At 70.7% G+C, this 23,914-nt stretch carries 22 protein-coding genes; 9 read left to right on the top strand and 13 right to left on the bottom strand.

Features of this window, described 5'->3' with window-relative positions:
• Nucleotides 1–14: 14 nt before the first annotated feature.
• The 3 genes from pafA to rfbA form a co-directional block, all read right to left on the bottom strand.
• A complete protein-coding gene (gene pafA / locus EDC02_RS08850) occupies nucleotides 15–1,373 on the bottom strand; it encodes a Pup--protein ligase (RefSeq protein WP_123601522.1) in 1,359 nt (452 codons plus the stop codon).
• A gap of 90 nt (nucleotides 1,374–1,463) precedes the next feature.
• Nucleotides 1,464–2,087 (bottom strand): dTDP-4-dehydrorhamnose 3,5-epimerase family protein, encoded by a 624-nt coding sequence (locus tag EDC02_RS08845; RefSeq protein WP_123601521.1) that lies wholly within the window; start codon nucleotides 2,085–2,087, stop codon nucleotides 1,464–1,466.
• Nucleotides 2,087–2,995 (bottom strand): glucose-1-phosphate thymidylyltransferase RfbA, encoded by a 909-nt coding sequence (gene rfbA, locus EDC02_RS08840; RefSeq protein ID WP_123601520.1) that lies wholly within the window; start codon nucleotides 2,993–2,995, stop codon nucleotides 2,087–2,089. Before rfbA ends, EDC02_RS08845 begins: the two co-directional genes overlap by 1 nt.
• A 207-nt stretch (nucleotides 2,996–3,202) precedes the next feature.
• Here rfbA and rfbB point away from each other — a divergent pair, with 207 nt between their 5' ends.
• The 3 genes from rfbB (at nucleotide 3,203) to EDC02_RS08825 (ending at nucleotide 6,234) form a co-directional block, all read left to right on the top strand.
• Nucleotides 3,203–4,189 (top strand): dTDP-glucose 4,6-dehydratase, encoded by a 987-nt coding sequence (gene rfbB / locus EDC02_RS08835; RefSeq protein WP_123601519.1) that lies wholly within the window; start codon nucleotides 3,203–3,205, stop codon nucleotides 4,187–4,189.
• Nucleotides 4,186–5,070, top strand: a complete 885-nt coding sequence (rfbD, locus tag EDC02_RS08830; RefSeq protein ID WP_255500055.1) for a dTDP-4-dehydrorhamnose reductase — start codon at nucleotides 4,186–4,188, stop codon at nucleotides 5,068–5,070. Before rfbB ends, rfbD begins: the two co-directional genes overlap by 4 nt.
• Nucleotides 5,071–5,187: 117 nt before the next feature.
• Nucleotides 5,188–6,234, top strand: coding sequence for a glycosyltransferase (locus EDC02_RS08825; RefSeq protein WP_123601518.1), 1,047 nt, complete (start codon nucleotides 5,188–5,190; stop codon nucleotides 6,232–6,234).
• Nucleotides 6,235–6,279: 45 nt separating this feature from the next.
• On the opposite strand, the gene prcA is transcribed toward EDC02_RS08825, so the two are convergent.
• The 5 genes from prcA to arc all read right to left on the bottom strand — a co-directional run bounded on the left by prcA (nucleotide 6,280) and on the right by arc (nucleotide 11,974).
• Entirely contained in the window at nucleotides 6,280–7,131 is an 852-nt protein-coding gene (gene prcA, locus EDC02_RS08820; protein WP_123601517.1) for a proteasome subunit alpha, read from the bottom strand.
• 67 nt (nucleotides 7,132–7,198) lie between these two features.
• Nucleotides 7,199–8,038: a proteasome subunit beta gene (gene prcB, locus EDC02_RS08815; protein WP_199757551.1), complete on the bottom strand. Its 840-nt coding sequence runs from the start codon at nucleotides 8,036–8,038 to the stop codon at nucleotides 7,199–7,201.
• A gap of 130 nt (nucleotides 8,039–8,168) precedes the next feature.
• Nucleotides 8,169–8,384, bottom strand: a complete 216-nt coding sequence (locus EDC02_RS08810; protein ID WP_123601515.1) for a ubiquitin-like protein Pup — start codon at nucleotides 8,382–8,384, stop codon at nucleotides 8,169–8,171.
• A gap of 101 nt (nucleotides 8,385–8,485) precedes the next feature.
• Complete coding sequence (gene dop / locus EDC02_RS08805) at nucleotides 8,486–10,003, bottom strand: depupylase/deamidase Dop (RefSeq protein WP_123601514.1); 1,518 nt, start codon at nucleotides 10,001–10,003, stop codon at nucleotides 8,486–8,488.
• 189 nt (nucleotides 10,004–10,192) lie between these two features.
• Complete coding sequence (gene arc / locus EDC02_RS08800) at nucleotides 10,193–11,974, bottom strand: proteasome ATPase (RefSeq protein ID WP_123601513.1); 1,782 nt, start codon at nucleotides 11,972–11,974, stop codon at nucleotides 10,193–10,195.
• A 268-nt stretch (nucleotides 11,975–12,242) separates the two neighbouring features.
• Between arc and EDC02_RS08795 the strand changes: the two genes are divergently transcribed.
• Nucleotides 12,243–12,509: a ferredoxin gene (locus tag EDC02_RS08795; RefSeq protein ID WP_370461526.1), complete on the top strand. Its 267-nt coding sequence runs from the start codon at nucleotides 12,243–12,245 to the stop codon at nucleotides 12,507–12,509.
• Between the two features lie 48 nt (nucleotides 12,510–12,557).
• Here EDC02_RS08795 and EDC02_RS08790 read toward each other — a convergent pair whose 3' ends face one another.
• From EDC02_RS08790 to EDC02_RS08780, 3 genes are read right to left on the bottom strand one after another with little or no spacing between them, the layout of a single operon-like run.
• Nucleotides 12,558–13,124: a hypothetical protein gene (locus tag EDC02_RS08790; protein ID WP_123601511.1), complete on the bottom strand. Its 567-nt coding sequence runs from the start codon at nucleotides 13,122–13,124 to the stop codon at nucleotides 12,558–12,560.
• Nucleotides 13,121–14,137 carry a tRNA (adenine-N1)-methyltransferase gene (locus EDC02_RS08785; protein ID WP_123601510.1) on the bottom strand — a complete coding sequence of 339 codons (1,017 nt, stop codon included), beginning with the start codon at nucleotides 14,135–14,137 and terminating at the stop codon, nucleotides 13,121–13,123. Before EDC02_RS08785 ends, EDC02_RS08790 begins: the two co-directional genes overlap by 4 nt.
• Nucleotides 14,134–15,240, bottom strand: a complete 1,107-nt coding sequence (locus EDC02_RS08780) for a site-2 protease family protein (RefSeq protein ID WP_370461525.1) — start codon at nucleotides 15,238–15,240, stop codon at nucleotides 14,134–14,136. The genes EDC02_RS08785 and EDC02_RS08780 overlap by 4 nt, the downstream gene beginning before the upstream one ends.
• A 468-nt stretch (nucleotides 15,241–15,708) precedes the next feature.
• Here EDC02_RS08780 and EDC02_RS08775 point away from each other — a divergent pair, with 468 nt between their 5' ends.
• The 5 genes from EDC02_RS08775 (at nucleotide 15,709) to EDC02_RS08755 (ending at nucleotide 22,129) form a co-directional block, all read left to right on the top strand.
• Nucleotides 15,709–16,593, top strand: coding sequence for a PD-(D/E)XK nuclease family protein (locus EDC02_RS08775; RefSeq protein ID WP_123601508.1), 885 nt, complete (start codon nucleotides 15,709–15,711; stop codon nucleotides 16,591–16,593).
• 65 nt (nucleotides 16,594–16,658) lie between these two features.
• Complete coding sequence (locus EDC02_RS08770; RefSeq protein ID WP_123601507.1) at nucleotides 16,659–17,951, top strand: sensor histidine kinase; 1,293 nt, start codon at nucleotides 16,659–16,661, stop codon at nucleotides 17,949–17,951.
• Nucleotides 17,948–18,646, top strand: a complete 699-nt coding sequence (locus EDC02_RS08765) for a response regulator transcription factor (protein WP_233605811.1) — start codon at nucleotides 17,948–17,950, stop codon at nucleotides 18,644–18,646. Before EDC02_RS08770 ends, EDC02_RS08765 begins: the two co-directional genes overlap by 4 nt.
• Nucleotides 18,647–18,815: 169 nt before the next feature.
• The gene (locus EDC02_RS08760; protein WP_123601506.1) at nucleotides 18,816–19,583 is read left to right on the top strand and encodes an ABC transporter ATP-binding protein; all 768 of its coding nucleotides are present in this window, start codon (nucleotides 18,816–18,818) and stop codon (nucleotides 19,581–19,583) included.
• Nucleotides 19,583–22,129, top strand: a complete 2,547-nt coding sequence (locus EDC02_RS08755; protein WP_123601505.1) for an ABC transporter permease — start codon at nucleotides 19,583–19,585, stop codon at nucleotides 22,127–22,129. The genes EDC02_RS08760 and EDC02_RS08755 overlap by 1 nt, the downstream gene beginning before the upstream one ends.
• 42 nt (nucleotides 22,130–22,171) lie before the next feature.
• Here the strand turns inward: EDC02_RS08755 and EDC02_RS08750 are convergent, their stop codons facing one another.
• Complete coding sequence (locus EDC02_RS08750) at nucleotides 22,172–22,828, bottom strand: HAD family phosphatase (protein WP_123601504.1); 657 nt, start codon at nucleotides 22,826–22,828, stop codon at nucleotides 22,172–22,174.
• Between the two features lie 154 nt (nucleotides 22,829–22,982).
• Nucleotides 22,983–23,744 (bottom strand): neutral zinc metallopeptidase, encoded by a 762-nt coding sequence (locus EDC02_RS08745; protein WP_123601503.1) that lies wholly within the window; start codon nucleotides 23,742–23,744, stop codon nucleotides 22,983–22,985.
• Nucleotides 23,745–23,914: the final 170 nt, after the last annotated feature.

The following is a 23,914-nucleotide window of genomic DNA, read 5'->3' as shown; positions in this document are numbered from 1 at the left end:
GTGAGCCTACCGTCTCACATGCTCGCGATCAGCCGCTCCACCCGCTCGTCGTAGGCCCGGAACGGGTCCTTGCACAGCACGGTGCGCTGGGCCTGGTCGTTCAGCTTGAGGTGGACCCAGTCGACGGTGAAGTCCCGCCGCTTCTCCTGGGCGTGCCGGATGAACTCGCCGCGCAGCCGGGCCCGGGTGGTCTGCGGCGGCGTCTCCTTCGCCTCGAAGATCTCCGGGTCGGTGGCCACCCGGTCGACCTGTCCGCGCCGCTCCAGCAGCGCGTACAGCCCGCGGCCGCGGCGCAGGTCGTGGTACGCCAGATCCATCTGGGCGACCCGCGGGTGGGACAGCGGCAGATCGTGCTTGCGCTGGTAACGCTCGATCAGCTTCAACTTGGTCACCCAGTCGATCTCCCGGGCGACCGGATCCAGGTCACCGGTCTCGACCGCGCGCAGCGCCCGGCCCCACAGCTCGACGACCCGCTTGGCGGTCTGGTCGCCGCCCCGGCGTTCGACGAACTCGGTCGCCCGGGCCAGGTACTCCTGCTGGATCTCCAGCGCGCTGACCTCCTTGTTGGAGGCGAGGCGGATCTTGCGCCGGCCGGTGATGTCGTGGGAGACCTCGCGGATCGCCCGGATCGGGTTCTCCAACGACAGGTCCCGCATGACGACGCCGGCTTCGATCATCCGCAGCACGATGTCCGCGCTGCCGACCTTGAGCAGCGTGGTCACCTCGTTCATGTTGGAGTCACCGACGATGACGTGCAGCCGGCGGTACCGCTCGGCGTCGGCGTGCGGTTCGTCGCGGGTGTTGATGATCGGCCGGGACCGGGTGGTCGCCGAGGAGACGCCCTCCCAGATGTGCTCGGCCCGCTGGGACAGGCAGTAGACCGCCCCGCGCGGCGTCTGCAGGACCTTGCCGGCACCGCAGATGAGCTGCCGGGTGACCAGGAACGGGATCAGCACGTCGGCCAGCCGACCGAACTCGCCGTGCCGGGAGACGAGGTAGTTCTCGTGGCAGCCGTACGAGTTGCCGGCCGAGTCGGTGTTGTTCTTGAACAGGTAGATCTCGCCGGCGATGCCCTCGTCATGCAGGCGCTTCTCGGCGTCCACCAGCAGCCCTTCGAGGATCCGCTCGCCGGCCCGGTCATGCGCTACCAGGTCGGTGACCGAGTCACACTCCGGGGTGGCGTACTCCGGGTGGGATCCGACGTCGAGGTAGAGCCGGGCCCCGTTGCGGAGGAAGACGTTGCTGGACCGCCCCCAGGAGACCACCCGGCGGAACAGGTAGCGCGCCACCTCGTCCGGCGACAGCCGCCGCTGGCCGCGGTAGGTGCAGGTGACACCGTACTCGGTTTCGAGCCCGAAGATTCGCCGTTCCATGACCAGACATTAGCCGCCCCGAGGGCTCCGTGGTCAGTCTCGGCCGACCTGTCGGGCGAACTACGCCCGACAGGTCGCTTTCGCGCAGAGTTATTGGCCAGGCGCGTACGGCGACTCGCCAGCGGAAAGCCGGGCAGCGAACTCCCGACAGCGGCCGTAGTCCGGCAGCAGGCCGTCGGCGCGGGCCCGGGCCAGTGTCGGGGCCGCGTCGTCGCGGGCGGACAGCTGCGGCGCGGCGACCGGCCAGTCGACGGCCAGGTCGGCGTCGAGCGGATGCACGCCGTGCTCCGCGCGCGGGTTGTAGGTGGTCGAGCAGAGATAGTTCAGGGTGGCGTCGTCGGACATCGCGCAGAACCCGTGCCCGAGTCCTTCGCTGAGGTAGACCGCGCGGCGGTCCACGTCGTCGAGTCGCACCGCCGTCCAGCGGCCGAACGTCGGTGAACCGACCCGCAGGTCCACGATCACGTCGACCACCGCGCCCCGTACACAGCTGATGTACTTGGCCTGACCGGGCGGCACGTCGGCGAAGTGGATACCCCGGACCACGCCGCGCGCCGAGACCGACAGGTTGCCCTGGGCCAGCCGTAGCGGATGCCCGACCGCCCCGGCCAGGTGGTCGAAGCGGTACCACTCCAGGAACAGCCCGCGCGGGTCACCGTGCTGCTGCGGGGTGACCTCCCAGGCGCCCTCGATCTCGAGCTCCCGGATCTTCATCAGGCCTCCTCGGCCGGTCCGGCATCGGACAACCGGTGGTCGTGGCGCTCCTCGATCAGGCTCAGCAGGTAGCTGCCGTAACCGCTCTTGGTCAGCGGCTCGGCGAGGGCGCGCAGCTGATCGTCGTCGATCAGACCGGCGCGCCAGGCGGACTCCTCGACGCAGCCGATCTTCATGCCCTGGCGCTCCTCGATCACCCGGACGAACTCGGCGGCCTGCACCATCGAATTGAACGTGCCGGTGTCCAGCCAGGCCGTCCCCCGGTCCAGCACGGTCACCGACAGCTGACCGGCCCGGCGGTACGCCTCGTTGACCGCGGTGATCTCCAGCTCACCTCGGTCGCTCGGTTTCAGCCCCGCAGCGATCTCCACCACCTGGTTGTCGTAGAAGTACAACCCGGGCACCGCGTAGCGCGACCGCGGCCGCTTCGGCTTCTCCTCGATCGACAGGACCCGCCCGGCGGCGTCGAAGTCGACCACGCCGTACGCCTCGGGGTTGGCCACCGGGTAGGCGAAGATCAGGCCGCCGGTGAGGTCGGCGTGGTCGGACAGCTTCCGATCCAGACCGATGCCGTGGAAGATGTTGTCGCCCAGGATCAGCGCGACGGACTCGTCGCCGATGAAGTCCGCGCCGAGCACGAACGCCTGGGCGATGCCCTCCGGCCGGGGCTGGGCCCGGTAGCTCAGCTGCAGCCCGAACTGCGCACCGTCGCCGAGCAGTCGACGGAACTGCGGTTGATCCTCCGGTGTGGTCACGACCAGGATCTCCTGGATGCCGGACATGATCAGGGTAGCGAGCGGGTAGTAGATCATCGGTTTGTCGAATACCGGCATGAGCTGTTTCGACACCGCGCGAGTGATCGGCCAGAGCCGAGAGCCGGTGCCGCCGGCGAGTAGGATTCCACGCACGGCGGGAGCCTACCGGCCTAACCACCCACAGCAACCGTCAACGGGCTCCCTGTACGGGCCCGGTCACGGATGTCGAACCCTTCGTCCGACACCTGCTGGGCCGGTCGTGCACCAGTCCATTGCCGGTCCCGGCGGGGACATCGTCGGATAGCCGTCACCGGCGATCCCCCGGTCGACGGTGACGCCGTCCCGTAGACTCCCGGACCTGTGAGAGTCCTCGTCACCGGCGGTGCCGGCTTCATCGGTTCCGAATTCGTCCGCATGCTGCTCACCGACCCGGACGCCCCGGCCAGCCCGGACGCGGTGACCGTGCTGGACAAGTTGACCTACTCCGGCAATCTCGCCAACCTGGCCCCGGTCCGCGACGACCCACGGCTGGCCTTCCTCCAAGCGGACATCTGCGACAGCGCCGCCGTCGACCGGGCGCTCGCCGGACACGACATGGTGGTGCACTTCGCCGCCGAGTCCCACGTCGACCGGTCGATCACCGGTGCCGCAGAGTTCGTGACCACCAACGTGGTGGGCACCCAGACGCTGCTCGACGCGGCGCTGCGCCACGGGACGAACCGGTTCGTGCACGTCTCGACCGACGAGGTGTACGGGTCGATCGACGAAGGGTCGTGGACCGAGGACTGGCCGTTGTCGCCGAACTCGCCGTACTCCGCGTCCAAGGCCGGCTCCGACCTGCTGGCCCTGGCCTACCACCGGACACACGGCATGGACGTGGTGGTGACCCGCTGCTCCAACAACTACGGGCCGTACCAGTTCCCGGAGAAGGTCATTCCGCTGTTCGTCACCAACCTGCTGGACGGCGGTACGGTGCCGCTGTACGGCGACGGCGGCAACATCCGGGACTGGCTGCACGTGCGAGACCACTGTGTGGGCATCGCGCTGGTCGCCGCCGGCGGGCGCGCCGGCGAGGTCTACCACATCGGCGGCGGGACCGAACTGACCAACAAGGAGCTCACCGCCCGACTACTGGACGCCTGCGGGGTGGGGTGGGAACGGGTCGTCCCAGTCACCGACCGCAAGGGGCATGACCGGCGCTACTCGCTGGACATCGGAAAGATCTCCCGCGAACTGGGCTACACCCCGAGTGTCACGCTGGACGAAGGACTGGCCGGCACGGTCCGCTGGTACCGGGAGAACCGGTCCTGGTGGGAGCCGTTGAAGAAGCCTGTGGCGTCGTCGTGAGCGCAGCCGACCGGTGGCTGGTCACCGGTGCCGGTGGGATGCTGGGGCGGGACCTGCTGGCCGCGTTGGCCGACCACCGCCACGCCCGGTCGGTGACCGCACTGGCCCGTACCGATCTGGACATCACCGACCCGGCGGCGGTCGCTGCCGCCGTCGACGGGCACCAGGTGGTGATCAACGCCGCGGCGTGGACCGACGTGGACGGCTCGGAGGCGGCCGAGGACGCCGCCACCGCCGTCAACGGCACCGCCGTAGCGCATCTGGCCCGGGCGTGCGCCGACCGCGGGGCGTACCTGGTGCACGTCTCCACCGACTACGTGTTCGCCGGCGACGGCACCTCCCCGTACCCGGAGGACGCCCCGACCTCGCCGGTCAACGGGTACGGCCGCAGCAAGCTCGTCGGCGAGCAGGCGGTCGCCCGACTGCTGCCGGAGCGCGGCTACGTGGTGCGCACCGCGTGGCTCTACGGAGCGCACGGACCGAACTTCGTCGCGACCATGCTGCGGCTGGCCGGTGAGCGGGAACACCTCGACGTCGTCGACGACCAGCATGGTCAGCCGACCTGGTCGTACGCCCTCGCCGGCCAGCTGGTCGCGCTGGCCGGGGCGGCGGTCGCCGGCACGGCCCCCGCCGGGATCTACCACGGTACGGCGAGCGGGCAGACGACCTGGTGCGGGCTGGCCCGTGAGGCATTCGCGCTGCGCGGCCTCGACCCGATGCGGATCCGCCCCACCACCAGTGCCAACTTCCGCCGGCCCGCCGCCCGGCCGGCGTACTCGGTGCTCGGACATCGGCGTTGGGCGCTCGCCGGGCTACCGGTCATGGCAGACTGGCGGAGCATGCTCTCCACCGCGTTGCGCGACCCGGCGTTCGGCGGCTGATTGCGGTCACGGCGGCTGATCTCACGGCCGCCGGGCCGACGGACACGACAGCCGACGGACACGACAGGCACGCCCGCGTCGGGCGACCCGGCTCCCCAGGCCAGGAGAGAAACCGAAATGTCGGAAACGAGCCACAAGTCCCGCGTGCCGTCCGGTCTGCCCCGGGTCAGTGCCGTCGTGCTGGCCTGGGGCGCGGAGCCGCTGCTGCGCCGATCTGTGGAAGCCCTGCTCGCCTCGGTCAAGGTCGACGTCGACGTGGTGCTGGTCGACAACGGGTGCACCACCGACGACGTCGCCGCGCTGGGCGACCTTCCCGGCGTCACGGTAGTCGGCGACGGCCGCAACGTCGGCTTCTCCGCCGGCTGCAACGTCGGCGTGGCCGCTGCCGCCGGCGAGTACGTGGCGCTGGTCAACGGCGACGCGGTGGTCGAGTCGACCGCCCTCGCCCGGCTGGTGGACGAGCTCGCCGACCCGGGCATCGGCATCGCCGCCGGCGCGGTCCGCCTGGCCGACGAGCCGGACCTGCTCAACTCCCGCGGCAACGAGGTGCACGTGCTCGGGTTGAGCTGGATCGGCGGGTTCCGCGAGCGGGAGACCCGCACCGAGCCGACCGAGACCGCCGGTGCGATGGGTGCCTGCCTGGTGACCCGGCGGGCGCACTGGGACCGGCTGGAGGGCTTCGACCCGCACTACTTCGCCTACCACGAGGACGCGGACCTGTCGATCCGAACCTGGCGAATCGGTTTGCGAGTTGTCAACGTGCCGGACGCGGTGGCGCTGCACCGCTACGAGTTCAGCCGCAACAGCTTCAAGTTCTACCTCGTCGAACGCAACCGGATGATGTTCGTGGCCACGACGTGGGGCACCCGGTCGCTGGTGCTGCTCGGCCCGCCGCTACTGGCCCTGGAGTTGGCGATGCTGGTGCTGGCTGCCCGACAGGGCTGGCTGGCCGACAAGCTCCGCGGCTACCGGTGGCTGTGGCAACACCGGGACCATCTGCGGCGACGCCGGGCACGGCTGCAGGCCGAGCGGACCGTCCCGGACCGGGTCTGGATGCGGGTCCTCACCGACCGGCTGGACACCCCGCTGATCGACCCGCCGGGCAGGACGGCGTTGAACGCCGTGCTGTCCGCGTACTGGCGGACGGTGCGGCGCTGGGTGTGACGCGCCGGGCCGAAGCGCGGCCCTGGCGCGACGCACCGCGCCCGGTCAGTCCTGTTCGGTGGTGCCGGAGTCGTCGGCGGCGTCCTCCAGGTCGGCGGAGGCGGCCGAGGAGGTCGGCTTCTCCGGCGTCGACTCGGGCACCCGGGGACCGGACCGGCCGGCTTCTGCCGACGAGGGCTCGTCCGCCGAGGTGGCGGCGCCCCCGTCGAGCAACGCGGTCAACGCGGCACCGGTGATCCGACGGAACGTCCGGCCGCGGCGGCGGCGGTCGAGCACCGCCACCTCCAGCTGGTTGGCGGCGATGCTGCGGGTCGCACCGTTCTCGCCGCCCACCTCGGCGAGGGCCCGCACCGCGAGCCCGACGGCGTCGGACAGCGACATGTCGGCCCGATGGTCGGTCCGCAGCACCCCGGCGATCGTCTCGGCGTGGCCGCCCATCGCCATGCACCCCGGTTCGTCGGTGACCGAGCCGTCGTAGGTGAGCCGGTAGATCTCGTCAGCGGCCGGCTCCAGCCCGACCTCAGCGACGCAGATCTCCACCTCGAACGGCTTCGACTGCTCGGTGAAGATCGACCCGAGGGTCTGTGCGTACGCGTTGGCCAGCGCCCGCCCGGTCACGTCGCGACGGTCGTAGCTGAGGCCGTTCAGGTCGGCCATCCGTACCCCGGCCCGGCGCAGATTCTCAAACTCGTTGTACCGGCCGACGGCGGCGAACCCGATCCGGTCGTAGATCTCGCTCACCTTGTGCAGGGCGCTGGACAGGTTCTCGGCGACGAACAGCACACCGCCCTCGAAGCTCAGCACCAGCGCGCTACGGCCCCGGGCGATGCCCTTGCGGGCGAGCTCGGAACGGTCCCGCATGATCTGCTCGGGCGAGGCGTAGAACTGCATTGCCACGGCGGCGGCTCTCCTTCGACCAGGTGGTAACGACTACAGCGGACGGGACAAGTCGGCGCTCGCGGGTTCAGCCGCCCGGATTCTCGGTACGCGCGGCGACAACCGCCTCGGCGATCTGGGCCGACTCGGCGTCGGTGAGCCGGTGGGTGCCGGCCGCCGTCGCGGTCATCACCACCGGGAAGATCCGGCGGGTCAGGTCCGGGCCGCCGGTGGCGGTGTCGTCGTCGGCGGCGTCGTACAGCGCCTCCACCGCGAGGCGGACCGCGTCGGCGGTGCTCAGCCCGGAACGGTACCGCTTCTTCAGAGCCGCTTTCGCGAACAGCGACCCGGAGCCGATCGCGTCGAAACCGGTGGTCTCGTACGGACCGCCGGTGACGTCGAAGCTGAAAATCCGGCCGGCCTCGGCCGGATCGGTCGCGGCCAGGTCGAACCCGGCGAACAGCGGCACCACGGCCAGCCCTTGCAGCGCGGCACCGAGGTTGTTGCGGATCATCGACGCGAGGCGGTTCGCTTTGCCGTCCAGGGAGAGGACGGCACCTTCCATCTTCTCGTAGTGCTCCAGCTCGACCTGGAACAACCGCATCAGCTCGATGCCGATGCCGGCGGTGCCGGCGATGCCGATCAACGAGTAGGCGTCAGCGGGATGCACCTTCTCGATGTCCCGGTTGGCGATCAGGTTGCCCATCGTCGCCCGGCGGTCACCGGCCATCACCACGCCTTCGGCGGTGACGAGCGTGACGATCGTCGTGGCGTGCGGACCGACGTCCGCGGACAGCCCGGGCGGCAGTGGGCGGCGCCCCGGCAGCAGATCCGGCGCGGCCGACGCCAGGAACTGGGTGAAGGAGGACGTTCCCGCGTTGGTGAACACGTCCGGAAGGCGTCCGGATGGATCGAATCCCGCTGCCACGTGGTCCCTCTCTGCAGAACGTGATCGCCTGACCGGGCCGCCGTGCCGGCACGGCGCCGGTCGAGGCCACCGGTGTGTTGGAGCAGACTAGCGTGCGCACCCGGTGGGTGCGATCTTCACCGCCGGCGAGCTACTCGCCGCCCTTCTGTACATAGCCGCGGACGAACTCCTCGGCGTTCTCTTCCAGCACCGAGTCGATCTCGTCGAGCAGGTCGTCGACGTCTTCGGTGATCTCGGCGTGCCGCTGCGCGGCCTCCGGATCCGTCTCGGTGACCGTCTCGTCGACTTCCTCGGCCCGGCGGGACTTGCCGGACTGGGACTGACCGCCGCTGTCACGGGTAGCCATCAGGTGCCTCCTCCACACGATCGCCTAGGTGAAACTTACCTCGCGGTGGCGACGGAACCGGCCGGCGTCGGCCACGTTCGCGCCAAGCGAACCTGGCCGGCTCAGCCGCCGGTGAGCACCTCCAGCAGGTCCTTCGCGCTGGCGCACCGGTCGAACAGGTCGCCCACGTGGGCCCGGGTCCCCCGCTCCGGCTCCATCATCGGCACCCGGACCAGCGACTCCCGGCCCACGTCGAAGATGACCGAGTCCCAGCTGGCGGCGACCACCTCGGAGGCGTACTGCGCCAGGCACCGGCCCCGGAAGTAGGCCCGGGTGTCCGGTGGCGGCTCGACCATCGCGGCGCGGGTGGCGCTGTCGTCGAGCAGGGTACGCATCGCTCCCCGACCCACCAGGCGGTGGTAGAGGCCCTTTTCCGGCCTTACGTCGGCGTACTGCAGGTCGACCAGCTGCAGTTTCGGCGAGGCCCAGGTGAGCCCTTCCCGCTCCCGGTAGCCGTCCAGCAGCCGCAGTTTCGCGACCCAGTCCAGCTCCTGCGCGCAGGACATCACATCCCGTCCCAGCCGGTCGAGCACGTCCTCCCAGCGGTCCAGCACGTCGGCCGTGGCCTCGTCGAGGTCGGTGCCGTACCGGTCGTCGACGAACGCCCTGGCCCGTTCGTAGAACGCCCACTGCAGGTCGAGCGCGGTGAGCCGGCGGCCGTCGCGCAGCCGCATCAGATGCGCCAGGGACGGGTCGTGGCTCACCGCCTTGAGCTCGGCCACCGGGTCGGCGATGCCCAGATCGGCGCCGAGCGCCTTCTCCTCGATCATGGTCAGGATCAACGAGGTGGTGCCGACCTTCAGGTAGGTGGAGATCTCCGAGAGGTTGGCGTCGCCGATGATCACATGCAGCCGGCGGTACTTGTCGGCGTCGGCGTGTGGTTCGTCCCGGGTGTTGATGATCGGCCGCTTCAACGTGGTCTCCAGGCCCACCTCGACCTCGAAGAAGTCGGCCCGCTGAGAGATCTGGAACCCGGCCTGGGAGCCGTCCTGACCGATGCCGACCCGGCCCGCCCCGCAGACGATCTGCCGGGTGACGAAGAACGGCGTCAGGTACGCCACGATGTCGGCGAACGGTGTCTGCCGACGCATCAGGTAGTTCTCGTGGGAGCCGTAGCTGGCGCCCTTGTTGTCGGTGTTGTTCTTGTACAGCTGGATGGGGTGTGAACCGGGGATGGTCGCCGCGCGGCGGGCCGCCTCCGCCATCACCCGCTCCCCCGCCTTGTCCCACCGGACCAGGTCCAGCGGGTTGGTGACCTCGGGGGTGGAGTACTCGGGGTGGGCGTGGTCGACGTAGAGCCGGGCACCATTGGTGAGGATCACGTTGGCCAGGCCGAGATCCTCGTCGGCGAGGGCCTCCGCCGGGTCGTAGGCGGCCCCTGAGTAGGTGAAGCCGCGGGCGTCACGTAGCGGCGACTCCTCCTCGTAGTCCCACCGGGCCCGACCACCCCGGTTCAGCTCGGGTCGGGCGCCGTAGGCGTTGACCACCTGGGAGGAGGTGACCATCGGGTTGGCTCCGGGCTGGCCGGGCACGGAGATGCCGTACTCCACCTCGGTGCCCATGATCCGCCGCACACTCATGCCGTTACCTCATCGCTTCCGTCGGCGCCCGTCATGTCGAGCGTAGTCCGCGCACCGACGGAACCGGACGTTGGCGTGTCCGCGTGCTCACGCGGGGCGCGTCGGACACCGGTTCCGCGGCGCGCATGGACCGCGCCGCGGAACCGGTGTCCCGCACCCCGAGGCGGGGTGCGGGACACCGGACCGTGGTCAGAGGTACTGCCCGGTGTTGCTGGCCGTCTCGATCGACCGGCCGGCCTCCGCGCCCTTGCCGCCGGAGACGAGGGTACGGATGTAGACGATCCGCTCCCCCTTCTTGCCGGAGATCCGGGCCCAGTCGTCCGGGTTGGTGGTGTTCGGCAGGTCCTCGTTCTCCCGGAACTCGTCGACGCACGCGTCGAGCAGGTGCTGCAACCGCAGACCCTTGCGCCCGGAGGTGAGGAACTCCTTGATCGCCATCTTCTTGCCCCGGTCGACGATGTTCTGGATCATCGCGCCGGAGTTGAAGTCCTTGAAGTACAGGACCTCCTTGTCCCCGTTGGCGTAGGTCACCTCGAGGAACCGGTTCTCGTCGGTCTCCGAGTACATCCGCAGCACCACGGCGTCGATCATGGCTGCCACGGTGGCCTGCGGATCGTCGCCGTGCTCGGTGAGATCGTCCGGATGCAGCGGCAGCCCGGTGAGGATGTACTTGGAGAAGATGTCCTTGGCCGCCTCGGCGTCCGGACGCTCGATCTTGATCTTGACGTCCAGCCGGCCGGGCCGCAGGATCGCCGGATCGATCATGTCCTCCCGGTTGGAGGCACCGATCACGATCACGTTCTCCAGGCCCTCGACCCCGTCGATCTCGCTCAGCAGCTGCGGAACGATGGTGTTCTCCACGTCCGAGGAGACACCGGAACCCCGGGTCCGGAAGACCGAGTCCATCTCATCGAAGAACACGATCACCGGGGTACCCTCGCCGGCCTTCTCCCTGGCCCGCTGGAAGATCAGCCGGATGTGCCGCTCGGTCTCGCCGACGTACTTGTTGAGCAGCTCCGGGCCCTTGATGTTGAGGAAGTAGCTGGTGTGCTTCTCCTCACCCCGCCGCTCGGCGATCTTCTTGGCCAGGGAGTTGGCCACCGCCTTGGCGATCAGCGTCTTGCCGCACCCGGGCGGACCGTAGAGCAGGATGCCCTTCGGCGGACGCAGGTGGTGCTCACGGAACAGCTCCGCGTGCAGGAACGGCAGCTCGACCGCGTCCCTGATCTGCTCGATCTGGGCGTGCAGGCCGCCGATGTCGGTGTAGTCGACGTCCGGCACCTCCTCCAGCACCAGCTCCTCGACCTCGCTCTTCGGGATCCGCTCGTAGGCGTACGCCGACCGCGGCTCGATCATCAACGAGTCGCCGGCCCGCAGCGCGCTGCCGACCAGCGTCTGCGCCAGGTGCACCACCCGCTCCTCGTCGGCGTGCGAGATGACCAGAGCGCGGTCACTCGGCTCGCCGGTCGGATTGTCGAGGAGTTCCTTGAGCATCACCACCTCACCGACCCGCTCGTAGCCGAACGCGTCGACCACGTTGAGCGCGTCGTTGAGCAGGACCTCCTGGCCGCGTTGGAGCTCGTCGGCGTCCAACGAGGGGGAGAGCGCCACCCGCAGCTTCCGGCCACCGGTGAAGACATCCACCGTGCCGTCCGCGTGTCGGGCCAGGAAGACGCCGTACCCGCTGGGCGGTTGCGCCAGCCGGTCGATCTCCTCCTTGAGCGTGACGATCTGGGCCCGGGCTTCCTTGAGGGTCGCCACGAGCCGTTCGTTGTTCTCGGTCAGTCGGGCCAGCTGCGCCTGCGCTGCCGCCAGCCGTTCCTCGAGCTGCCGGACGTGTCGGGGGCTTTCGGTCAACTTGCGCCGCACCAGAGCGAGTTCCTCTTGAAGAAACGCGACCTGGGTGGAGAGATCGTGGGCCTCCTTCTCCCACCGTGCGGCGCGCGAATCCGCGTCGTCGCTGCGTGCCACGTCCCACCTCCCCGGGGGCTAAAACGTACTGCCCTAACACTAGCCGTTTGCCGGACGTTTCGAACCCACGCAACACAGTCGTCCCACAACCTTGATCGCTCGGGCACGTCACACGCGGCCGACGGACGCCTGGCCGGCCGGTCCCACGGCGTGTCGGGTACCGTCGGGACGCGAGGACGGGCACGACCCAGGGAGGTGCGCGGTGACGACCCCGACCGAGACCCGGTCCCCCGGAGATCCGGGCGAAACGGCATCAACCGACACGGAGCTGCAGGTCTGGGTCGACCAGGACCTCTGCACCGGCGACGGGCTGTGCGTGCAGTACGCCCGGGACGTCTTCGAGTTCGACATCGACGGGCTCGCCTACGTCAAGGACGCCTCCGGTGAACTGCAGGTCGCCGAGGGTGCCCGCGTCGCCGTTCCCGAACGGCTGCGGCTCGACGTGATCGACGCGGCCAAGGACTGCCCCGGCGAGTGCATCCACGTGGTCCGCGCGCACGACCAAACCGAGGTCAGCGGACCGGACGCCGGTTAGCCACCCGGCCTACCGGTACGGCCACTTGTCCGCGAGGCGTTACCCACGTCACAGTAGTGGACGGCCCACCACCGAGGCGACCACCCGGGCAAACTCCTCGAGCCGCGCGATCTGCCCCGAACCACCATCATCGAGCGTCTTACCGAACCGCAGCGCGTCGTGCCGGGGACCGAGATGCTCCTCCGGTTGCGTCTCGTCCTGCGAACTGAGCAGCAGGTAGACGTCGACGCTGTCCACCCGGATCTGCCCGTTCGGCGTACGGGTCAGCCGCCGGCGACAGCCGACCTCGGTGACCGTGGACAACGGCACCACCCGCAGCGACGACGTCATCGACCCGACCGGCCCGTCCCCCGGCGGGACGTCCTCACCATGCCACAGGACCATCCGGCTGCCGTCGCAGATCGCCACCTCCTGCCAGACCCCGTTGACCTCGTTGACGAACCGCTCGAGAGTGAAGGCGAGCACCTCGGCACCGGCCAGCACGCCGCCGAGCGCCTCCAACGCGACGTCCGGATCCCGCAGGTACGCCCGACTGGCCGCATCCAGCTCCGGATAGGGCGACCAGTCGGGGAAGACCGCCGGCAACTCGCCCCCACCGAACGCGGGCCGGCTCATGCCGGACCCGTCCCGGCCACCGTGCCCAGCGACGAGGCCGGCCCTGCGGCCAGGTCGGGTGACGCCGGACCGGCGGCGTCGGGCGGCACCGGTGCACCGGTCTGGTCCCGGCGGCGCGCCGCGTACGCCTCCGCTCCCTTGCTCGGCTTGCGCCGCCGCGGCGGCGCGCTGACCCCCGGCGCCAACCGGCGGGCCGACACCAGGAACGCGGTGTGCCCGATCATCCGGTGGTCGGGCCGCACCGCCAACCCGTCGACATGCCAGTCCCGCACCAACGACTCCCACGCCCGGGGCTCGGTGAACCCGCCGTCGGCGCGCAACGCCTCGACCAGTTCGCTCAGCTGCGGCGTGGTGGCGACGTACCCGACGAAGACCCCGCCGGGCAGCAACGCCCGGGCCACCAGGTCCAGCACCTCCCACGGCGTCAGCATGTCCAGGATGATCCGGTCGAAGCCGACCTCCGGACAGGACGCGACGTCACCGACGTGCAGCCGCCAGGCCGGGTGCGGGCCACCGAAGAACGCCTGCACGTTCGCCCGGGCCACCTCGGCGAAGTCCGCCCGGGCCTCGTACGAGTGCACCTCGCCGTCGGTGCCGACGGCGCGCAGCAGCGAACAGGTCAGCGCGCCCGACCCGGCACCAGCCTCCAGCACCCGGGCCCCCGGGAACACGTCACCCATCGCCACGATCTGCGCGGCGTCCTTCGGATAGATCACCTGGGCCCCGCGCGGCATGCTCAGCACGTAGTCGGCCAGCAGCGGCCGCAGCGCGAGGTACGCGGTACCGCCGGCCGACGTCACCACGCTGCCCTCGGGCAGGCCGATCAGCTCGTCGTGCGCCAGGGCACCGCGATGGGTGTGAAACGATCGGCCGGCAGCGAGCGTGACGGTGTGCATCCGCCCCTTCGGGTCGGTCAACTGCACCCGGTCGCCCGGCTGGAAGGGGCCGCGCCGGGTGGAGATCGGCGTGGTACTGACGTCGCCGGATGCCACGGCGGTCGACGGAGGGGTCACGGGCTCATCTTTCGGTTCGGTTCCAACAACTGCGCCAGATCGGCGACGTGCAGCACGCCGATCACGTCCTCACCCCGGGTCACCAGGTACTGCGCGCCCGGATGTTCCTGCACGGTACGGACCACCTGCTCGCCGGTGAGGTCGACCGGGATGCGGCGTACCCCGTCGATACCGCGCGCGACGGTGTCGACCGCGACCCACGGGCGACGCTCCGGCGGGACCGCGGCGGCCGCGGCCCGGTCCACCAGCGCCACCAACCGGCCGGCCGAGTCCGTCACCGCCAACGCCGGATCCCGCCCACCCGGTTGTGCCGGGTCGGGGCCGGCGACCCGGCGCTGCGCCTCGGCCAGCGGCGTCCCGCTCGGCACCGGGAAGACCGGCCGGGCGAGCACCGTCAGGTCGACCAGCGGGAACCGGCGGCCGATGCGCGCGACCCGGATCGACTGACCGGCGCCCTGCCAGAGGGTGAACGCCACCAGCAACATGAAGATCAGCCCGAACGGGGACAGGATACCGGCCACCGTGAGCAGCGCCACCAGGCCGGCGGTGCCCGCCGCCACGGCCCGACCGACCCAGCCGGCGGCCTCGGTGCCGACGTGGCGGTCCCTGGTCACCGCCCAGATCGCGGCGCGCAGCGCGCGCCCACCGTCGAGGGGCAGCCCCGGCAACGCGTTGAACACCGCCACCAGCAGGTTCGCCGCCGCCAACTGGAACGCCAGCTGGTCGATCAGCGTACGGTCCGGCAGCAGCACGGTGGCCACCACCGCGACCAGGCCCAGGACCAGCGACACCGCCGGACCGGCCAGCGACACCAGCAGGTCCACCTTGGGGGTCGGGGCGTCGCGGTCCATCTCGGTGTAGCCGCCGAGCATCTCCAGGGTGATGCCGCGGACACCGATACCGTAGCGGCGGGCGGTCAACGCGTGCCCCAGCTCGTGCAGCAGCACCGAGCCGAGCAGGCAGACCACGAATCCCAGGCCGACGGCGTAGCGGGCCGGCTGCGGCACGTCCAGTTGGGTGCGGACGAACTCGCCGTACAGCACGGTGACCAGGATCGCCAGGAACAGCACCGAGGTGTGGAGGTGCACCGGGAAGCCGAGCACCCGGCCAAGGCTGATCCCCGACCGCCGGTCGGGGCGCCGGTCGGGGCGTTTCGCGGTGTCCTCCATCGGGTTGATGCTACGGAACGCCGTACCAGCCGGCGCGCACGGTTTGTCGCCGCGCCGCCGGCCGGACTGTCACAGCGGTGCCATACCCTGCGTGCCTTGACATCTCCCCTGCTTCGCCGACCACAGCCGACCCGAATCAACGGCAAGGGACGGAGTACCGCCCATCGGTCTTACCCAGTCTCCACAGACGGCACTTCCCACCAGCCCGGCGGTAGACCCGACCGGCCTGGTTGTCACCGGAAAGGCGACGCCACGTTAGCACATCTGTTCGCACGCCGGGGTGTCCTGGCGCGCGAGCAGTGGACGTCGATCCGCCTCGGCGAATCGACTCTCCCTGCCCTGCTCCACAGGAGTCCGTTTCCTCCCCGGCCGGAAGGCCGGAGTATCCACGGAAGGCATCTGATGACAATCGGCCCGGACATCGCGCCCGACGTCGAACCACCCCGGCTGGCCACGTTGTCGCCGTCTCGGGCGGCCGATTTCAAGACCTGCCCGCTGCTGTACCGGTTCCGCAGCATCGACCGGCTACCCGAGCGCACCACGGTCGACCAGGCCCGGGGCACCCTGGTCCACGCCGTCCTGGAACGGTTGTTCGATCTTCCTGCCGACCAGCGCACCCCGGCCGCGGCCGCTGCCCTGGTCGCCCCGCAGTGGCAACGGCTGCTGGACACCGACCCGACGCTGGCCGATGTCGTCACCACCGGACCCGCGGAGCCGACGCCCGACGAGCCGACGCCCCGCCCGGAGCTGGACGAGTTCCTGACCGCCGCCCGACACCTCCTCGACGGCTACTTCACCGTCGAGGATCCCCGCCGGCTGGAGCCGGCCGAACGGGAGAGCCTGGTCAACGCGGTGGTCGACGGACAGCTGCTGATCCGCGGCTACATCGACCGGCTGGACGTCTCCCCCGGCGGGGACCTGCGGGTGGTCGACTACAAGACCGGCGGTGCCCCGCGCGAGGCGTTCGAGTCCCGGGCGCTGTTCCAGCTGAAGTTCTACGCCCTGGTGCTGTGGCGCACCCGCGGCGTCGTCCCCCGGGTACTCCGGCTGTTGTACCTGCGCGACTGCGAGATCTGCGACTACACGCCGGACGCCGAGGAGTTGCAGCGGTTCGAACGCACCGTCCTGGCGCTGTGGCGGGCGATCCTACAGGCCACCGAGAGCCGGGACTTCCGCCCCAAACAGAGCCGGCTCTGCGACTGGTGCAGCTACCAGGCGTACTGCCCGGTGTACGGCGGGACCCCACCGCCCTTTCCCGACCTGACGCAGGACCGGGTCTCCTCCTGAGGGAGGAGACCGGGTTCGCACCGTGGTGGGCGCGACGCCACCGCCGTACCGGATACCGTCGCGGCATGGAGCCCACCGAGCCGGACCGGTCCACCGGACCGCACGGGTCGCGGTGGTGGCGATGGTGGCGTACGGCCCGGAGCGCCGGCACCACCGGGTCGGTACCGTCGGTGCTGGCCCGCGACGGTCTGCTCGCCGCCGCGGTCGTCCTGGTCGATCTGGCCCTGCACGGGCTCGGGCCGGCCGGCCAGCCGAGGCCCGGTCCGGACCTCGGCTGGCCGGGCGTCGTCGGCTGGAGCCTGATCGCGGCGGCGCCGATCGCGGTACGCCGGGTCGTCGTCTGGCCGGCCGTGCTGGCCAGCGCCGCGATGGTGGCCGTCCCGCTGCTGACCGGCCACGAACCGGTGAGCATGGCGCTCGCCCTGGTGATCCTGACCTACACCGCGGCCTGCTGGCTGGCGCTGCGCCCAGCGGTCGTCGCCGCCGCCGTACTGTGGCTGCCGGTGCTGACCGTCAACGCGGTGCTGCCGCAGGGCACCGAACTGCCGGGGATCTCCCGGATGTACCTGCTGTTCGTCAACGGGCTGACCATGCTGGTCGCCTTCTTCATCGGACGGACCGTACACGCCCGCCGGTCGGCGACGCGGACGCTGGCCGAACGCGCCCGGGTGGCCGAAGAGAACCAGCGGGCCGCAGCGGACCAGGCGGTCGCCGACGAACGGCGGCGGATCGCCCGGGAGCTGCACGACGTCGTCGCCCACCACGTCAGCGTGATGGGGGTGCTGGCCACCGGTGCCCGGCGGGTGCTGCACCGCGACCCGGCCGCCGCCGACGAGGCGCTCGGCACCATCGCCGACACCAGCCGCAGTACGTTACGGGAGATGCGTCGGCTGCTCGACGTACTGCGCACCGACGCCGAACCGGCCGACGCCGAGCTCACCCCCCAGCCAGGGCTCGGGGGCATCGAGTCCCTGGTCGAGCAGATCCGCGAGGCCGGTCTGCCGGTGACCCTGCGGATCGACGGGGTACCCGGGGAGCTGGATCCCGGTGTGACGCTGACCCTCTACCGGATCGTCCAGGAGGCGCTCACCAACGCGCTCAAGCACGCCGGAGCGGCAACGGCCGAGGTGCGGCTCAGCTTCGGCGTCTACTGGCTGATCGTCGAGGTCTTCGACACCGGCCGCGGTCCCGGCCCGGACCGCGGCCGGGTCGGGCACGGTCTGGTCGGAATGCGGGAGCGGGTGGCCCTGTACGGTGGCACGCTGCGGACCGGCCCGCGCCCCGGCGGCGGCTTCCGCATCTACGCCAAGCTGCCGATGGAGCAGCTGGGGGCGGCTACCCGACAAGGAGCACCGTGAGCGAACCCGGCATCGCCGCCCCGTCCACCACCCGTCCGGTCCGGATCCTGCTCGCCGACGACCAACCGCTGCTGCGCACCGGATTCCGGATGGTCCTCGGCGCCGAGGACGACCTGGACATCGTCGGCGAGGCAGCGGACGGAGCGGAAGCCGTCGACCTGGCCCGCCGGCTCCTGCCCGACGTCGTGCTGATGGACATCCGGATGCCCCGGATGGACGGGGTGGCGGCGACCCGGGTGATCGTCGACGCCCGACTGCCGGTCCGGGTCCTCATCCTCACCACCTTCGACCTCGACGAGTACGTGGTGGGGGCGCTGCGCGCCGGTGCCAGCGGCTTCCTGGCCAAGGACGTGCCCGCCGAGGACCTGGTGGCCGCCATCCGGACGGTAGCGATCGGTGAGGCCGTGGTGGCCCCCCGGATCCTGCGTCGGCTGTTGGACAAGTTCGCGCTCACCCTGCCCGATCCGGACGCGGCACCGCCGAAGGCGCTGGACGTGCTCACCGAACGGGAACGTGAAGTGCTCATCCAGATGGCCCGAGGACTGTCCAACGCCGAGATCGCCACCACCCTGTCGGTCAGCGAAACCACGATCAAGACTCACGTCGGACACGTACTGACCAAACTCGGGCTGCGGGACCGGGTCCAGGCCGTGGTGCTGGCGTACGAGTCCGGCCTGGTCCGCCCTGGCGGATGAGTCGGGCCTGAACCTGCCCTGGCGGATGAGTCGGGCTCGCTGAGATCATTCTCAGGTCGGAGAAGCGCCCCGGTCGTGGGCGGAGCGGTGAACCGTTCCCGGGCAGGACCCGGTCAGGGCGACCGGAACATACCGTTGGCGGCAGACGACAACGGTAGGAGTCTCCGACGTGACAACGACGACAGCGACCGGACCAGCTGCCCGGGCAGCCGACGTGTGGAAGGTGTACGGCACCGGCGAAGCCCAGGTGATCGCCCTGCACGGCGTCACCCTCGACCTGGAACCCGCCCGGTTCACCGCCATCATGGGGCCGTCCGGCTCCGGCAAGTCCACCCTGATGCACTGCCTCGCCGGGCTCGACACCGTCACCCGCGGCACCATCACCATCGGCGACACCACCGTCACCGGACTCAACGACACCGGGCTGACCAGACTCCGCCGGGACAAACTCGGCTTCATCTTCCAGCAGTTCAACCTCCTGCCCACGCTCACCGCCGAGGAGAACATTCTGCTGCCCATGGCGATCGCCGGCCGCAAACCCGACCCGGCCTGGTTCGACACCGTCATCGACACCGTCGGCCTGCGTGACCGCCTGCACCACCGCCCCACCCAACTGTCCGGCGGCCAGCAGCAGCGGGTCGCCTGCGCCCGCGCCCTCGTCGCCCGCCCCGACGTCGTCTTCGCCGACGAGCCGACCGGCAACCTCGACTCCCGCGCCGGCGCCGACGTCCTCGGCTTCCTGCGTAACTCGGTACGCGACCACCAGCAGACCATCGTCATGGTCACCCACGACCCGGTGGCCGCCTCCTACTCCGACCGCGTCGTCTTCCTCGCCGACGGCCGGATCGTCGACGAGCTGCAGCAGCCCACCGCCGAGGCGGTCCTCGACCGGCTGAAGGGCCTCGACGTCGCGGCGATCGAGCAGGAGCAGGCCTGATGCTGCGCGCCACGTTGAAGAGTCTGCTCTCCCGCAAACTGCGGCTGGTGCTGTCCGGGGTGGCGATCATCCTCGGGGTGCTGTTCGTTTCCAGCGCCACGGTGCTCACCGACAGCTTGAGCAGCCGCTTCGAACGGCTCTTCCAGACTGTCAACGCGGACGTCGCCGTACAGGTGCAGGCGGCCGAAGTGGCCGGTCAGCAGGCGGAGCCGCCGCTGCTGACCGACGCCGACCTGGATCGCATCGCCGCCGTCGACGGGGTGGCGTCGGTGACCGGTGACGCCAGCTCGACCGGGGTGATCCCGTTCCGGGCCACCGACGGCAAGGCGGTGCCGAGCCAGGCACCACAGCTGGGCATCGGCCTGGCCACCGCCGGCGACGACGACGCGCTGCTCCAGGTCGCGCAGGGGCGTACGCCCAGCGCCGACGACGAGGTCGCGGTGACCCGGTTGACCGCCGAGCAGGCCGGCGTCACGGTCGGCGACCGGCTCCGGGTGTACGTCTCCAGCGCCTACCAGGCCAGCGAGTACGACGTGGTGGGCCTGCTGGAGTACAGCGGGGGCAGGTCCACCCTCGGCGGCGAGACATTGGTCGCCTTCACCGTGCCACAGGCACAGCAGCTGTTCTACGGCGAGACCGGGGTGTTCGGCGCCGCGCAGTTGACCGCCGACCCCGGCGTCACCGACGACGAGCTCAAGCGGCTGGTGGCCGACGGGCTGCCAGCCGGGTTCGAGGCGGTGACCGGCGCGGAGCTCGCCGACGAGCAGGCGTCCCAGTTCACCCAACTGCTGACCTTCGTCAACTGGTTCTTCCTCGGGTTCGCACTGATCGCGTTGCTGGTCGGCATGTTCCTGATCTTCAACACGTTCAACATCCTGGTCGCGCAGCGGTCCCGCGAGCTGGCCCTGCTCCGGGCGCTGGGCGCCAGTTGGGCCCAGGTCACCTCGGCGGTGCTGATCGAGGCGCTGGTCGTCGGGGTGATCGCGGCCACCCTCGGCCTGGCCGCCGGCATCGGCGTCGCCGCCGGCCTGCAGTTCCTGGCCGTCGACGCGCTGTCGCTGCCCGCTGGCGGGCTGATCGTCTCACCGGTCGCGATCCTGGCGTCCTACCTGGTCGGTGTACTGATGACCATGGTCGCGGCGTTGATTCCGGCGATCCGCGCCTCGGCCGTCCCGCCGGTGGCCGCGATGCGCGACGTGGTCCGCCCGGACCGGCCGCTGACCGGGCTCACCATCACCGGCGGGGTGGTCACCACGCTCGGCGCGGGGCTGCTGGCCGTGGGGCTGATCGGTGTCTCCGGGCTGACCGCCGTCGCGCTCGGCGGTGGGGTGCTGCTGTCGATCATCGGCGTGGCGCTGCTGTCGCCCGCCCTCACCCGTCCGGTGGCCGGCACCGTCGGGCGTCTGGTCAGCTGGGGTACGGCGACCGGTCTCGGCCGACGCAACACGCTGCGCAACCCGCGGCGTACCGCTGTCACCGCCGCCGCCCTGATGATCGGGGTGACCCTGGTCAGCACCATCGCGGTGATCGGGTCGTCGTTGAAGGCGACCACCACCGACCTGGTGGAGAACGGCCTCGGGGCCGAGATCATCATCTTGACCAACGGCCAGCAACTGCCGACCGGGCGGGAGGGCTTCGACCCAGCACGCCTCGACCAGGTAGCCGAGATCGACGGCGTGACCGGCACCGTCGCGTACCACATCGCGATACTGACCGCCGACGGCCGCCCCAACCAGCTCATCTCCGCCACCGACCTGTCACAGGCCGGCCCGATGTTCGCCTTCGAGACCGTGCAGGGCCGCCTCGACGCCGGCGACGGCGAGACGGTGGTTGACGTGAACACCGCGCAATCCAACGGATGGACGGTCGGCGACGACATCGTCATCGACATGCCACGTGGCGGCGAACGGACCTACGAACTCGTCGGCGTCTACCGCACCGCGCTCACCGCCGGGCTGATCCTGCCCGAGTCCCAGGTGCGGTACCTCGCCGGGCCACTGGCCTACCAGGGGTTCGTCGCCACCACCCCGGACGCCGACGTGCAGCGGATCGTCGCCGAGACCGAGGCGCTGATGGCCGACTACCCGCTGGTGACGGTCGGCGACCGCAGCAGCTTCGTCGAGCAGCAGAACCAGCTGGTCGACATCCTGCTCAGCATCTTCTACGTACTGCTGGCCCTCGCCGTGCTGGTGGCCTTCATCGGGATCGTCAACACGCTGGTGCTGAGCATCTACGAACGCACCCGGGAACTCGGGCTGCTACGCGCGGTGGGGATGAGCCGACGCCAGGTCCGCCGGATGGTCCGCGTCGAGTCACTGCTGATGGCGGTCTTCGGCTGCCTGCTCGGTGTGGCGTTGGGCGTGGCGCTCGGACTGGCCGCGTCGTTCGCGATGCGCAGCCAGGACGTGCTGTCTGTGGTCAGTGTGCCGGTCGGCCAACTCGTCGGGTTCGTCGTCGCCGCCGCGCTGGCCGGCGTGGTCGCCGCCTGGTGGCCGGCCTGGCGGGCGTCCCGGTTGAACGTACTGCAGGCGATCTCGCACGAGTGACCGGCCAGGCCGGTTGACGGGCAGCGGGCTTCGGGCTGCCCGTCAACCGGCCGCCACGGGCAGGTCGGCCCGGTACGCGGCGAGGAGCGCAGTCAGATCGACCACGGTCACGTCGCACAGACTCGCCCGGACCTGGACCCGGTCCGGCACCGGAAACACCGCCTCGGCCGGCACCGCGAGCACCGCCGCCCCGGCAGCGTGCGCGCTGGCCACCCCGGCCGGGGAATCCTCGACCGCCACGCAGTCCACCGTCGACACGCCGAGGGCGGCCGCAGCGGCCAGGTACGGGGCCGGATCGGGTTTGGTCGCCGGCACCTCGTCCCCGCAGCACACCACGTCGAAGTTGTGCCGCCCGATGGTGTGCAGCGCCACGTCCACCAGGGCGCGCTCGGTCGAGGTGACCAGCGCGGTGCGGATGCCGGCCGCCCGTACGGACCGGACCAGCTCGAACGCGCCCGGCCGGGCCGGGACGCCGGCGCTGAACAGGGCGGTGACCCGACGCGTCAGCCAGGCAGCGCCGGTCGCCGGGTCCCGCCACGGCTGGCCCAGGTCCTCATGCAGCAGCCCCATCGTGGTGGCCATGTCCGAACCCACCATCGCCAACCGCGCCTCGGCGGACAGTTGCCCGCCGTAGTGCACGGCCAGCTCCCGCAGGGCCACGTCCCAGAGCTTCTCGCTGTCGATCAACGTTCCGTCCATGTCGAACAGGACGGCGGCGGGTGGCGGGGTATTCAGCGGAACCTCCCTGGTCGGGGCACGACGTGACGTCCCACGATCCTGCCTGATCACAGCGCTGTCGCCCAGCCGGCGACAGCGACAGCGCAGAACAGCAGGCTGCCTCGGCCGGCGTCAGTCAGGTCAGGTCACACCCGGCCAGCGACCGGTCGTACCCGTTGAAGAAGGCCGCGATCCGCTGGTCGGCGGTGCCGTGCGACCCCTCCTCGAACCACGGCTGGTCGGGATCGTCCGCCACGGTCGCCAGACCGCGTTGGAACTCCTCCAGGTCACCGTCGTCGAGCTGCAGCGTGCCGTCGCGTACCGAGTCGCCGAGGTAGGCCCCGGCCAGACAGTCGGCGGCCAGCTCCCGCTGGATGCTGAACCGGTACTCCAGGTCCAGCCGCACCTGGATGCCGTGCGCGTATTCGTGGCCGATCAGGTAGAACAGGAACGAGTCGCCGACCGTCTGGAACACGTCGAATGCCCAGTTCGCGTCGTAGGCGATGAACTCGGACCCGCTGGTCAGGCAGTAGACCGCGTTGTTGCGTGGAATGAGCTGGTCGCCGCAGCTCAGTTCGCCGTCGCGCTGGTAGGCGATGGCCTGCCCGATCGGCTCGAACGACGCACCGAACCCGGCGAACCGCTGCGACCAGTACTCGTCGGCGAGAGCTTCGGCACCCGCGATGTCCTGCTCGAACTCCTCGACCGTGTCGGTGCCGTCGAGCGACCCGTCGGCGCCCGCCCCGGTGGCACCGCCCCCAGGCACCGCCGGCTGGTTGGGTTCACCCGGCCCGGCATCGGGCAGCGGCACCGCGGCGCAGGCCGCCGCCGCGACGACGGCGGCACACAACGCCACCAGCTGAAACCGGCTGCGGACACGGTCGCCGGGCTGGCGCATACCGGCCTCCTCGCTCAGTGTCGGACGGCGACGCGTGGCCGCCTGCGGTCCATGCTGCCCCAGTTGCGCAATACGTACGGCGGCGGTGCGCGGATCAGGCCGGCGGTGGAGCCGGCGCGGCCACCGGGCCGGGTCGTCGGCCGGCACGTAGGCTGACAGGGTGAGGCACG

The sequence above is a fragment of the Micromonospora sp. Llam0 genome, from assembly GCF_003751085.1.
Lineage (GTDB): Bacteria > Actinomycetota > Actinomycetes > Mycobacteriales > Micromonosporaceae > Micromonospora_E.
The sequence above is the reverse complement of the archived record's forward strand: the minus strand, read 5'-3'. Positions and strand labels throughout refer to the sequence as shown.

What these genes read in the sequence shown, in the direction of transcription:
- pafA (WP_123601522.1), bottom strand. Translation starts at nt 1,373, where the DNA reads ATGGAACGGCGAATCTTCGGGCTCGAAACCGAGTACGGTGTCACCTGC.
- EDC02_RS08825 (WP_123601518.1), top strand. Translation starts at nt 5,188, where the DNA reads ATGTCGGAAACGAGCCACAAGTCCCGCGTGCCGTCCGGTCTGCCCCGG.
- dop (WP_123601514.1), bottom strand. Translation starts at nt 10,003, where the DNA reads ATGAGTGTGCGGCGGATCATGGGCACCGAGGTGGAGTACGGCATCTCC.
- EDC02_RS08845 (WP_123601521.1), bottom strand. Translation starts at nt 2,087, where the DNA reads ATGAAGATCCGGGAGCTCGAGATCGAGGGCGCCTGGGAGGTCACCCCG.
- EDC02_RS08770 (WP_123601507.1), top strand. Translation starts at nt 16,659, where the DNA reads ATGGAGCCCACCGAGCCGGACCGGTCCACCGGACCGCACGGGTCGCGG.
- EDC02_RS08810 (WP_123601515.1), bottom strand. Translation starts at nt 8,384, where the DNA reads ATGGCTACCCGTGACAGCGGCGGTCAGTCCCAGTCCGGCAAGTCCCGC.
- EDC02_RS08775 (WP_123601508.1), top strand. Translation starts at nt 15,709, where the DNA reads ATGACAATCGGCCCGGACATCGCGCCCGACGTCGAACCACCCCGGCTG.
- EDC02_RS08745 (WP_123601503.1), bottom strand. Translation starts at nt 23,744, where the DNA reads ATGCGCCAGCCCGGCGACCGTGTCCGCAGCCGGTTTCAGCTGGTGGCG.
- EDC02_RS08750 (WP_123601504.1), bottom strand. Translation starts at nt 22,828, where the DNA reads ATGGACGGAACGTTGATCGACAGCGAGAAGCTCTGGGACGTGGCCCTG.
- EDC02_RS08790 (WP_123601511.1), bottom strand. Translation starts at nt 13,124, where the DNA reads ATGAGCCGGCCCGCGTTCGGTGGGGGCGAGTTGCCGGCGGTCTTCCCC.
- EDC02_RS08755 (WP_123601505.1), top strand. Translation starts at nt 19,583, where the DNA reads ATGCTGCGCGCCACGTTGAAGAGTCTGCTCTCCCGCAAACTGCGGCTG.